Genomic DNA, 11,176 nt, shown 5'->3' with positions numbered 1-11,176 from the left:
AGCTAAGCATAACGTCGCCGGCGACCCGCCGCGCGTCAGTCGCGCGATAGGGACAGCCCGGCGAGAAGCGAAGCGTACGCGGCGAGCCTGCGGGATACGAACTCAGTGAAGAGCCGCACGCGCTTCGTCTTGCGTGTCTCCCTCTGTGTGAGAAGCCAGAGCGTTCCGTACCTGTGCAGGTCGGTGCCCGGCACCCTCACCAGCAGAGGGTCGGCATCTCCGACGAAGCACGGCAGTGTCGTCATCCCGAGCCCTTGCCGTACTGCAACGATCTGCGCCTCGGCGTCCGTGGTCCTGAATGGAACGCCCGTGGTGCGAACCTCACCCTCGCGGGCCCAGTCCGGAATTCCATGAATGCTTATGACGATCCACCGGATGGGATCAGGCGCGCCCGCACGCCACGCGGCTAGTCGATCGCGAGACATGTAGACGCCTCCGAACAGCTCCGGTCCCTTCAGGCCGTGAAGATTGAGCGGCAGGGTTTTGCGGTCGTAGACGACCCGAATCGCGACGTCGGCCTCTCGGTTGGTCAGATTTGCCAGCTCGCCGGACGACAAGATTTCCATCTCGATATCCGGATGCAGACGCGCGAAATCGGCGAAGTCCGGCATGAGCAGGTGTGTCGCGAGGGGCGGTGCCAGTGTCACCCGCAGAAGCCCGCGCACACTCTGGTCGCGGCCGAAGACCCGCGTCTCCAGTTGGTGCGACGACGCTTCCATCTGGACCGCGAGCTCGAGGACCTCCTCCCCCACAGCCGTCAGGCGGTAGCCCGAAGGCAGCTTCTCGAACATGTGCGCCCCGAGGCGTTCCTCGAGCTGGGCGACGCGTCGCAGCACGGTTGAATGATTCACCCCGAGGTGCGCGGCGGCAGCCCGCACCGAGCCTCCGCGTGCGACGGCAAGAAAGTAGCGAACGTCATCCCAGTCGATCATGGTGCAATCCGGCACCGCCTGGGTGCGCCTTCCAAAGCCCGTGCCCAACACATCGAACAGCATCTCGTCTGTGGGTAGCACTGGCGGTCATCATAGCCTATGCAGCCACGCGCGGCCCAATTCCGAACGGCGGACACCGATCGTCGCGGCGGGCGTCGGTTGTCCAACCGGATCGATTTCGCACCACCCATGTGCGCGCTTCCGCACTCAACGCCTGGCGCCGGCGAACCCATCTGGAGCTTCTCCGGGGCCTCCCCGGACAAAGACGGAGCCTGAAAGGAGAAGTCATGGGAAAGCTTGAAGGTAAGGTTGCAGTCGTCACGGGTGGATCGAGCGGCATGGCGCTGGCGAGCGCCAAGCAGTTCGTCGAAGAAGGCGCCTATGTTTTCATCACGGGCCGTCGGCAGGAAACGCTCGACGAGGCCGTCAAGCTGATTGGCCGGAACGTGACCGGCGTGCGCGGCGACGCGGCCAGTCTCGACGACCTCGACCGCCTGTTCGACACGGTCAAGCGGGAAAAAGGCAGGATCGACGTCCTGTACGCGAGCGCCGGCACGGGCGAAGCCGTCCCACTGGGCGAGATTACCGAGCAGCACTTCGATGCGACCTTCGGCCTGAATGCGCGCGGAACGCTGTTTACAGTGCAGAAGGCGTTGCCGCTGTTCAACGATGGCGGATCGATCTTCATGACCGGGTCCGTTGCTTCGGTGAAAGGTTTTCCTGGTTACGGCGTGTATTCGGCGAGCAAGGCGGCGTTGCGCTCATTCGCACGCACTTGGCTCAACGAACTGAAGGGCAGGAATATCCGGGTGAACGTGCTGAGCCCGGGGCCGATCGCCACACCGATGCAGGACCAAGTTCTCACCGAGGAGGCGAAGCAAATGTTCGAATCCCTGATCCCGCGGGGAAAGATGGGTCGTCCTGAGGAAATTGCGGCGGTCGCGCTGTTTCTTGCTTCGGACGATTCGAGCTTCGTGAATGGGGTGGAGTTGTCTGTCGACGGCGGCTTCTCGGCCATCTGAAAATCGGAGAAGCATTATGAGCTACGCGATCATAGGATTCGGTAAGATAGGCCAGGCTCTCGCCCACGCCTTCGCCCGTAAAAACATCGACGTGACCGTCGCGAGCCGCCGGCCGCCCGAGGCGTTGGCACCGCAGGCTCGGGCGATTGGACCCTCGGTCGTCGCCAAGTCGCTGCAGAATGCAGTCGAGGCCGACACGATCATCTTGGCAATCCCGTTCTGGGAGCACCGCGCGGTTGCGAAGGCCCTGCCGAGTTGGGAGGGCAAGACGGTCATCGACGCGACGAACGCGTATGGAGTTCTCCTTGAAGAGCTGGACGGTCTCCCGTCCTCCGCCGTCATCGCCAAGGCGTTCACCGGCGCCAAGTTCGTGAAAGGGTTCAATCACCTGCCTGCGGCCGCCCTAGCTGCCGATCCGACCGTCGAGGGCGGCCACCGGGTCGTCTTTCTGTCGAGCGACGACGAGGACGCGACCGCTCCCGTGGCGGCCTTGGCCAAGCAACTCGGCTTCGCACCCGTCAAGCTGGGAAAGCTCAACGAGGGCGGCGCGCTGGTGCAGGCACGCGGCCGCATCTGGGGCCAGCTCATCTTCCAGGACTTGTTCAAGAAGGAGCAATAATCGGCGTATCGGCGCCGTTCGAAGAGCGGGGAGACGCCCGACGGAGCGACAGATCTGCGAGTCGCTTAGACTCGATCGACTGCTATCGATAGCCTAGGATTTGCCCGCGTGTCCTCTGTTATCCGATACCACTCCAGGGTACTCCCCCTCACTCCCACTCGATCATCAACAAGCAAGCAAACATCAGCACTGGCGCGGCGTTGGCTTGAGTGCGGTTGGTCAATACCATGAAAAATGCCATGTTCAGCGAATTGCACGTTCGGTAGCCTGAACGAGGAAGCCGGAACGGGTCAGGCCGAGGGACTTGGCGTAGTCATCAACCTTGGCCAAGATGTACCCAGGGATGGTGATGTTGATCTTTTCCGTTCGACCGACGTATTTGCACTGGAGTGACAGTGTGCGATGGTTCCGAGTTGATATTGTCGTATCATCTTGGCGCTTTGCTGTTTGGCACTCATAGTTGTTTCTGCGTACACAGCCGCCACTCTTACGAGCCTTGACGGTGCTCGTCCTGCGAGTGGGAACAACTGCAGACCCTGGTGGTCCTTCACGGACCACGGATTCGTAACGACCAATGGACGACACACGATGAAACTGCTCCTGACGTCCGGCGGCATCCGTAACGCCAGCATTCACAAAGCACTGCTCGATCTGCTGGGGAAGCCAATCGAAGAGTGCGCGGCCCTATGCATTCCAACGGCAGGCTACGGGCATCCCATGGGGAGCCCTGAGGGAGCGTGGCGCTTCGTCACGGGCCGCCGGAGCATCTGTCCGATGGTCGAACTTGGATGGAAGTCGGTAGGCCTGCTGGAACTCACCGCGTTGCCGAGCATCGGGGCCGCACGCTGGGAACCTTGGGTTCGTGGTGCCGATGCGCTGTTGGTGAACGGCGGCGACGCGCTCTATCTGGCGCACTGGATGCGGGAGTCTGGGTTGGCGGCGCTACTTCCTTCACTGGAACACACGGTATGGGTGGGATTGAGCGCTGGCAGCATGGTGATGGCGCCGATGGTGGGCGAGGCGTTCATCGAAACGAGGCCGCCGATCACCGGTGAAGATCGGGCGCTCGGCATCGTCGACTTCTCAATCTTTCCTCACCTGGACCATCCGGGCTTCGACGAAAACACGATGGCCTGCGCCGAGAAATGGGCGACTGAGATTGGCGGCCTGGCCTACGCCATCGATGACCAGACGGCCATCCAGGTGGTCGACGGCGAGGTCCAGGTGATCTCCGAGGGCAACTGGCGCTGTTTTGCCGGCTGAGCCGCTCAAGATGAATGCCGCTTCCGCCTGGGCCGAGCGCCTGTACGCCCGCTATCAGCCTCAAGTTGTCCGACGCGGCCCCACCTGCGCACGAACTAGACCGAGGGCCGGCGCGCGCCCAAAGGGCTCAGCCACGCGCGGCGCCGATGCCATGAAACGGATCCATTGCCGTCCCATGGTATTGGCGCTTCAACAGTAGTGCGCCGAGCGAAATACCTCGAAGAATGCCATTGCTGATGCGGACGGCAAGGTCATTTTGGCAGAATTCGACGCTTCTGATGAACGCACCCTTCATCATCTAACGGCAGCATCAGATGTCCTACTTCTGCACCGTTCTGGGCCGCGCGGGACGGGTTTCGAACCGTCACTGAGCGTCGATAGATCGAGCTTCCATCAACGACATGATCCGCTGTGCATCCGTTGGAGTCGAAGGATAATAGACCGTCATATAGAGGTCTGATCGACCATCGACAGCGAAAATGGAAAATTCGAAGGCGAGCCGACCGAGCACCGGATGTCGGATATGCTTGATCGCTTCCCCGTCAACGCCATGAACGTCGTTCTCGTCCCAAATTTTCCTGAACTCTGGACTGAGTTGGCGGAGCTCGTCGACAAGAGGCGCTATTTCCGCCCCGGCTCCCGCGCGCGCGGCGTTCGCTCGAAGCGCGCCTACAAGACGGCGACAGATACTTTCCCAGTCGTCCTGCGCCGCGCGGGCACGCGGATCGAGGAAAAGGATGCGCAAGACGTTGCGCTGATCTTGCGAACGGGACGCATAATCGCCCAGCACAACAGTCGCCGCTCGATTCCAGGCGACCACGTTCCCGACCGCCGTCAAGATCAGCGCCGGGCTCGGATGCAAAGCATCAAGCACATGCTGTAGTCGTGGCGTTACATCTTCGTCCCCCCGGTAGCGCGCCTTGGGCGGACGACCGAGGCCAAGCAGGAAGAGATGCTCGCGCTCGACATCGGTCAGCATAAGGGCGCGGGCAAGCCGGTCGAGCACGTCCGCCGACGGCGCGCCGCCGCGCCCCTGCTCAAGGCACGTGTACCAAGTCAGGCTGATGTTGGCGCGCTGCGCCACTTCATCGCGGCGCAGGCCGAGCGTGCGGCGGCGTTCCACTGGAAGGCCAAAAGCCGTCGGATCGAGCTTGCTGCGACGGTCTCTCAGGTAGATCCCGAGCGGATTCTCGACAGGCGGACGCTCGGTTACCGTGTTAGTCATCTTACTACCATAATCTCTCGACTTTACTAGCATAGGCCGAGTGGCGACATGTGTCTCCCAGTGAAATCTGGAGACATCGCTCATGCATGTGTTTGTCACAGGCGCAACGGGCTGGATCGGTTCAGCCGTCGTCGAAGAGTTGCTTTCCGCGGGCCACAATGTGAGCGGACTAACGACCAGTGCTGCAGGCGCCCAGAAGCTCCAGAAAATGGGGGCAAAGGCCTATGTCGGAAAACTCGGCCAGCACGATCTGCTTCGCAAATCTGCCGCAGAATCCGATGGCGTCATCCACACCGCCTTCATTCATGGCCTTTCCTCAATGAGCTTAGGGATGCGCGTCCGACTATTCGCGGGTGCGCTCAATGGTGGGATCGTATCCAGCTTCATGCGGATCCTGGCCGAGACCGAGTCCGGCGCAATCGGTGCCTTGGGCTCAGGTCTTGAGAATTCTGGACGGCCGTTGGTCGTGGCGTCGGGTATTCTCTATCTGCCGCAGGGAAAGGTTGCGACCGAGAAGGACAGCCATGTCTCCAACGTGCCGAACCGATCTTTCTCGGAACGGGCAGCCTTCAATTTCATTCAGCGCGGGGTTCGGGCCTCGGCAGTCCGCCTCGCGCCAACGGTGCATGGCGATGGCGACCATGGGTTCATTCCACATATCGTGCAGGCGGCTCGCAAGAACGGCGTTTCACCTTACATCGGCGATGGTGCCAATCGATGGACCGCCGTGCATCGGCTCGATGCGGCGAAACTGTTTCGGCTGGCCCTGGAAAAGGGGGAAGCGGGCGCGAAGTATCACGGCGTCGGTGAAGCCGGCATCCCATTCCAAGACATCGCATCCCTTATCGCGACCAGACTAAACGTTCCCGCCGTGAGCATTCCAACTTCGAAGGCTGCCAAGCATTTCGGGATGCTTGGGGGCTTCATAGGCCTCGACAACCCCGCGTCCAACGAATGGACGCGTCAAACGCTCGGCTGGAATCCCGAGCAAAGAGGCCTATTCGCCGACATGGATGCTCATTACTTCAACTCCGCCGCCAAGTGACCGGATAGAGCTACACGCTCCAGCAAGTTTTTTGCGCTCTGCTTCGCCGAGAATAATCGCATCGGTGAACCAATGCCGGTCGACGGCCGAGATCGGCTCAGGACCTTTCGAGGACTATCGAAGAAAAGCAATTGATTCCGCTTCGCTATCCTATCCGCGCCTATCGCTAACCTATGCTGTTCTACGCCCCCGTCACTCCCACTCGATTGTTCGAATACACTCTAACCGCATGAATTCATTGCCAAATTTTCCCATCGCGACGCAAGACGCCGTCAGTGATCCCGTCAAAATTCTACGCTTTTGATTTCGCTTGGAAATTCGGCCAGAAATTTTTTTGAACTTTCAGCAGCTATCGGCACGAACAACCATAAACAGGACCTTTGGACCTAAGCCTAGTCTCACCCTGACCTTCTGAAAACTACCGTCAGCGTTACGGCCAGCCGGGCTTGTGGCACGGCGAAGGACGCTGTCGTCGATCAGATGGTAGCGACCACCCTGTGCCGTTGCGGACCGATCCCTACGACGCTATCTTGGCGCTGTCGGAAAAGGCAGACTTGGTTTGGTAAGCCCAAGTCCTTTCGGTAACGAAAGCTCTGGTCTTTGGCCTCGCGCACGAGATCCCCACGACGAACAGCGGACGCTATTGAAGCGCCCAATCGTTCGTCCGTGAGGTACTCAATTTCGAGGAACGCTCCGGTCGAACATCGACAATGGAGTAGTTCATGCGTATTCCCGACACCGCCCTCTATGACGTCGTCATTGCCGGTGCAGGCCCGGTTGGCCTATTTCTCGCCTGTGAGCTGCGCCTCGCAGGCTGTTCCGTACTGGTTCTGGAACAGGCGCAAGACCCGCATTCGCCGTTGAAAGGGCTGCCGTTCGGGCTGCGCGGCCTTTCAGTACCGACCATCGAGAGCTTCGATCGCCGCGATCTGCTGGATGCGATCAAGGATCGCGCGGTTAGCCATGACGCTCCGGCGGTCGCGCATTGGAGACCACAACAGCGCCGGCCGGCAGGCCATTTTGCCGGCATCCAGTTCTTCAGCGATCAAATCGGCAGCGAAAAATGGCCTTATCAACTGCCGGCTTCCGTCGACAGCATGGCCGTCGACATGGGCAGCATCGAAAGCGTCCTGGCCGATCGCGCGATCGCGATGGGCGTCGAGATCAGGCGCGGCTGCGGCGTCGAGTACTTCGAGCAGTCAAATGAGGATGTAACTGTCCGCGCCGACGCCGAGACGGTTCGCGGTCGCTGGCTGGTTGGCTGCGACGGTGGGCGCAGCACGGTGCGCAAGGTAGCCGGTATCGGCTTCACCGGCACCGATCCGGAGTTTACCGGCTATTCGGTCGAGGTCGAACTGCCCGATCCGGACAAGCTCGCGCCGGGGCGCCACTACACCGCGACCGGCATGTACACCTACGCGGCACCAGGGACGATTGCGATGGTCGATTTCGACGGCGGCGCCTTCCACCGGACCGATCCGATCACGCGCGATCATGTCGAGGCGATGCTCCGCAAGATCTCCGGCACCGATGTCACGGTGACGGCACTCCAACTGGCCGCCACCTGGACCGACCGCGCCTATCAGGCGACCGAGTATCGCAAAGGGCGCGTACTGCTCGCCGGGGATGCCGCGCATATTCATTCGCCGCTGGGCGGCCAAGGCCTCAACCTCGGGCTCGGCGACGCGATGAATCTTGGTTGGAAACTCGCCGCTACGATCCGCGGCGATGCGCCGCCAGGCCTGCTCGACAGCTATGCGCACGAGCGCCATTCGGTGGGCGCCCAGATCCTCGATTGGTCGCGCGCCCAGGTCTCAATCATACGGCCGAGCCGGATTTCACGCGCACTCGAGGCCATCATCCGCGACCTGATCGAGACGCGCGACTGCGCGACATATTTCGCCGGGCGCGTGCTGGGCATTTCGCTCCGCTACGATCTCGGCGAGGGGCATCCGCTCATCGGCCGCAACGCGCCCGACTTCGAGATGGCCGATGGAACGAGACTGAACGAGCATCTCCGAAACGGACGAGGATTGATCCTGGACTTCGACGGGCGCCCATTGCGTCGGACGCTCGCCGGCCATTGGGGCGACCGGATCGACTATGTCTCGGGCGCCGTAAAGAATCGTCTGGGCCTGAGCGCCTTGCAGGTGCGCCCCGATGGCATCGTCGCCTGGGCCACGGATACCGCCGATGACGATGAAGGTCTCGCTCAGGCCATGTCCCGATGGTTTGGCCAAGCTCAGGATTTGACTGCATAACCGAGGTTCGGCTCTGGGGGGATCAGCTGGGAGCGAACCTTCAGCATCCATTGCGTTCGCCGAGCGAAGAAGCCGATTCCGCCGGACAAAGTAACAGCGTCATCAAACGCAGCCAGGCGCCAAAACCTAGGCCAAATTCGGAATTTCTGCGCGGAACCGGTAAGTTAGGCGCCATCAAACTACCGTCAGCGGCAATTTTGTGCCGACGGTAGTTTATTTTTTGGATGCGGCGAGCACCGACAACTACCGACAGAAACACCGTCAAATCTTTTTGGTGCCGGGTGCTCGATGACGCTGCTGACATCGAAAAATAATAAAAATCAACGCCTTAGAGATTTACCTCATTCTCGTTGACAATGCAGATCCTATCGTAAATGGAAGCCGCTGATTTCCCTGCCTTTTCCTACGCCATTCCCCTCCAGAGCCCTCCACCGTATCCCACACCCCTCACTCCCACTCGATTGTTCAAACACCATCTAACCATCTGATTTTATTGTCAAATTTTCCATAAGCGGTGCAAAGCACCGACGCTGATACCGTCAAAATCCTACGCTTCTGATTTTGCAGGGTTTTTTGGCCGAAAATTTTTTTCGCGGTTTCAGCATCTATCGGCAGGGGCGTGTCGCACTTGGGCATTTCATTCGCCCAACGATTTCCGATGCCGCGCAAAAAACTACCGTCGAGGACGTCGATCGCAAGCGATATTTCGGAATGCAGACCGCACCGTCACCGGCCATCCTTGCCGACCCAAATGTCTCGTGAAAAGCGCTGTCCCATCTGCTTGGCGAACCTCCCGTCTAGTCGAGACCGACGTCGTCCGAAGATTGGGCTTGTCGGTTGGGCGTGGGAGGAAAGAAGACCGGCATATCACGTCGGAGCTTGGCGGCGAGCTCGTGATGCGGGAAACGGTCGATGGCTGTCGTCCAAATCGCCAAAGCCTCAATCTCCTCGCCCCTGTTCCAATAAACGCCGCCGAGATTGAACATCGCCAGATCGTAATCAGGATCGAGCGCGAGCGCCTTCTCATAAGCGTCGATGGCCTGCGCGGACTGACCAAGATCGCCGTAGGCCGCGCCGAGCTGAAACCAGCTCATGGCATCAGGCTGAATGCCTTCGGCCTGCTCGCGCAGAATCGGCAGGCTTTCTTCAAACCGGCCGAGAAAGTTGAGGGCGGTCCCGAGACAATAGCCGTAGTGACCGCCCGCCAGATCGAAGGCCTTCCGAAAACAGAACTCAGCCTCAATCCAGTTCGCTTCATCTTGCGCCCAGTGCCCAAGGCGATCCCATAAGAACGCGGCTTCATCCTTGTCGTCGACATGCTCGATTTGGCGGTCAAACTCGACCCGGAATCGAGCGTAGGTCTGGCCAATATCCTGCTCCTCTGATCGCAGGAACAAGGTTGCCAACAGCAGCTCGCGACGGCCGCTGGAGGTCTCCGGGAAGGCCCCGACATACCTGTGCCAGAAGCCCAGCGCTTGACGCGCATTCTCCGTCGTCGTCCGACCGAAGCTCGCCACCAGCCGCGCGAAGAACGGCCAGATCCATGGCTCGCTGTCAGCTTGGGCGAGGAGACTATTGATCTCACGGAACGCCGCGCTCCCCTCTCCCATGTTGAAGAGCACGTTGGCCCTCCACCCTGCAACGCCGGCCGCCTTAGCGCGTGTCGAGTCGGTGAAGACGGCCTGATCCAGATGGGCGAGAGCGTCCTTCCATTCGCCCTGGCGCACGTAGAATTGGGCCAGGGCATTGTGGGCTTCAGGAAGGTGCGGGTTCAGCCGCAAAGCTTCACGATAGTGCTCGACTGCTCGCTTCTCATCTCCGAGCCGCTCAAGACTCGTCCCGAGGTTCTTGTGGCCTTGAGATGCTAGGTCTGGCGCACTAGCTAACACGGGATCGGCGAGAGCCGCCTCATACGCGGTCTTGGCTTCCTCCTCCCGGCCAAGCGCCGAGAGGGCATTGCCGATCGTGTAGTGAAGGCTGCCCCGCTCGTAGCGGCCCAAGTCTAGCTGATCTCTGAAGTGCGCCACGGCGTCCTCGATCCGGGCGCGCGACCGGCTCAGCCCCGCCATCCCAAGATTGATCTCGGCCATGTAGCCTGGGCCCATGGCTTCGCTGCCGGCTCCGAGCACCGCCGCGAACCGATCAAAGGCCGCGCTGATCGCCGTGTCGGCGTCCTGATTGTAGAGGTGCTCTAGGAGGTGGCGGGCTACTTCCGGATCGTCCGGAACATGTATGTCTGGGACACCGCGCCGGAGGATACGAGCGACGTCGCCAGGCGCCGCCCGGGTTTGCTCGATCCGTCGATCGCGCGCCGCCCGCGCCGCGGATCTGGCCAACGTCGCGAGCCGATCCAGTCGCGCGATCGTCAGCTCGTCAGTGAAATTGACGGTGAGCGATTGCTGGTGGCTCCAGTTCTTTCCCCTGTGCTCGTACTGGCGGAGCACGGTCTCCGCGAGGCAGATGCGCAGCGACGACGTCGGAATGTGATATGCGCAATAAAAGCTGTGCGGATGCATCAGCAGGTAATTCAGGTTTGAGCGGCTGACCTCGATGCTCAGAGAGCCATCCGCGTTGAGCGGGCGTTCGGTCCCCTTGAGCTGCACGTGGACTCTGACGTTCGTCACTTGCTCCTGGTCAACGACTTCGATCTCGCAGTCCGTTCCATAGTCCTTGCGGTCGGCGCGTTGGAGCAGGAAACGACCGCTCGCCGTTAGGCGCTCCTGGAAGGCCGTTTCCGCCTTCTCTTCCGCGGCATGATTGGCGTCGCGCTTCGGCAGGTTGTCGAGGTCGTCTAGACCGTCAGCCATCC

At 60.8% G+C, this 11,176-nt stretch carries 10 protein-coding genes; 5 read left to right on the top strand and 5 right to left on the bottom strand.

The window, feature by feature from the left end; genetic code table 11:
- Nucleotides 1-35: 35 nt before the first annotated feature.
- Nucleotides 36-995, bottom strand: coding sequence for a LysR family transcriptional regulator (locus IEY58_RS08535; protein WP_229743583.1), 960 nt, complete (start codon nucleotides 993-995; stop codon nucleotides 36-38).
- 224 nt (nucleotides 996-1,219) lie between these two features.
- Here IEY58_RS08535 and IEY58_RS08530 point away from each other — a divergent pair, with 224 nt between their 5' ends.
- Nucleotides 1,220-1,954 carry an SDR family NAD(P)-dependent oxidoreductase gene (locus IEY58_RS08530; RefSeq protein WP_189044657.1) on the top strand — a complete coding sequence of 245 codons (735 nt, stop codon included), beginning with the start codon at nucleotides 1,220-1,222 and terminating at the stop codon, nucleotides 1,952-1,954.
- A gap of 16 nt (nucleotides 1,955-1,970) precedes the next feature.
- A complete protein-coding gene (locus IEY58_RS08525) occupies nucleotides 1,971-2,573 on the top strand; it encodes an NADPH-dependent F420 reductase (RefSeq protein WP_229743582.1) in 603 nt (200 codons plus the stop codon).
- Nucleotides 2,574-2,816: 243 nt separating this feature from the next.
- On the opposite strand, the gene IEY58_RS34785 is transcribed toward IEY58_RS08525, so the two are convergent.
- Nucleotides 2,817-3,131: a type II toxin-antitoxin system HicB family antitoxin gene (locus tag IEY58_RS34785; RefSeq protein ID WP_407648386.1), complete on the bottom strand. Its 315-nt coding sequence runs from the start codon at nucleotides 3,129-3,131 to the stop codon at nucleotides 2,817-2,819.
- A gap of 30 nt (nucleotides 3,132-3,161) precedes the next feature.
- Between IEY58_RS34785 and IEY58_RS08515 the strand changes: the two genes are divergently transcribed.
- Entirely contained in the window at nucleotides 3,162-3,836 is a 675-nt protein-coding gene (locus tag IEY58_RS08515) for a Type 1 glutamine amidotransferase-like domain-containing protein (RefSeq protein ID WP_189044651.1), read from the top strand.
- A 127-nt stretch (nucleotides 3,837-3,963) separates the two neighbouring features.
- Here IEY58_RS08515 and IEY58_RS08510 read toward each other — a convergent pair whose 3' ends face one another.
- Together IEY58_RS08510 and IEY58_RS08505 are read right to left on the bottom strand one after the other, a co-directional pair.
- Nucleotides 3,964-4,134 (bottom strand): hypothetical protein, encoded by a 171-nt coding sequence (locus IEY58_RS08510; RefSeq protein ID WP_189044649.1) that lies wholly within the window; start codon nucleotides 4,132-4,134, stop codon nucleotides 3,964-3,966.
- A gap of 66 nt (nucleotides 4,135-4,200) precedes the next feature.
- A complete protein-coding gene (locus tag IEY58_RS08505) occupies nucleotides 4,201-5,061 on the bottom strand; it encodes a helix-turn-helix transcriptional regulator (protein ID WP_189044647.1) in 861 nt (286 codons plus the stop codon).
- A gap of 82 nt (nucleotides 5,062-5,143) precedes the next feature.
- Here IEY58_RS08505 and IEY58_RS08500 point away from each other — a divergent pair, with 82 nt between their 5' ends.
- Nucleotides 5,144-6,106: an SDR family oxidoreductase gene (locus IEY58_RS08500; protein WP_189044645.1), complete on the top strand. Its 963-nt coding sequence runs from the start codon at nucleotides 5,144-5,146 to the stop codon at nucleotides 6,104-6,106.
- A 722-nt stretch (nucleotides 6,107-6,828) separates the two neighbouring features.
- A complete protein-coding gene (locus tag IEY58_RS08495; protein ID WP_189044643.1) occupies nucleotides 6,829-8,367 on the top strand; it encodes an FAD-dependent monooxygenase in 1,539 nt (512 codons plus the stop codon).
- 797 nt (nucleotides 8,368-9,164) lie between these two features.
- Here the strand turns inward: IEY58_RS08495 and IEY58_RS08490 are convergent.
- Nucleotides 9,165-11,174 (bottom strand): tetratricopeptide repeat protein, encoded by a 2,010-nt coding sequence (locus tag IEY58_RS08490; protein WP_189044642.1) that lies wholly within the window; start codon nucleotides 11,172-11,174, stop codon nucleotides 9,165-9,167.
- Nucleotides 11,175-11,176 lie beyond the last annotated feature (2 nt).

It is taken from the genome of Aliidongia dinghuensis, assembly GCF_014643535.1.
Taxonomy (GTDB): domain Bacteria; phylum Pseudomonadota; class Alphaproteobacteria; order ATCC43930; family CGMCC-115725; genus Aliidongia; species Aliidongia dinghuensis.
Note: the sequence above shows the minus strand (reverse complement) of the source record. Positions and strands in the feature narration are given on the sequence as shown.

Coding starts and splice junctions, on each gene's coding strand:
- IEY58_RS08535 (WP_229743583.1), bottom strand. CDS start 995: ATGCTGTTCGATGTGTTGGGCACGGGCTTTGGAAGGCGCACCCAGGCG.
- IEY58_RS08530 (WP_189044657.1), top strand. CDS start 1,220: ATGGGAAAGCTTGAAGGTAAGGTTGCAGTCGTCACGGGTGGATCGAGC.
- IEY58_RS08525 (WP_229743582.1), top strand. CDS start 1,971: ATGAGCTACGCGATCATAGGATTCGGTAAGATAGGCCAGGCTCTCGCC.
- IEY58_RS08515 (WP_189044651.1), top strand. CDS start 3,162: ATGAAACTGCTCCTGACGTCCGGCGGCATCCGTAACGCCAGCATTCAC.
- IEY58_RS08510 (WP_189044649.1), bottom strand. CDS start 4,134: ATGATGAAGGGTGCGTTCATCAGAAGCGTCGAATTCTGCCAAAATGAC.
- IEY58_RS08505 (WP_189044647.1), bottom strand. CDS start 5,061: ATGACTAACACGGTAACCGAGCGTCCGCCTGTCGAGAATCCGCTCGGG.
- IEY58_RS08500 (WP_189044645.1), top strand. CDS start 5,144: ATGCATGTGTTTGTCACAGGCGCAACGGGCTGGATCGGTTCAGCCGTC.
- IEY58_RS08495 (WP_189044643.1), top strand. CDS start 6,829: ATGCGTATTCCCGACACCGCCCTCTATGACGTCGTCATTGCCGGTGCA.
- IEY58_RS08490 (WP_189044642.1), bottom strand. CDS start 11,174: ATGGCTGACGGTCTAGACGACCTCGACAACCTGCCGAAGCGCGACGCC.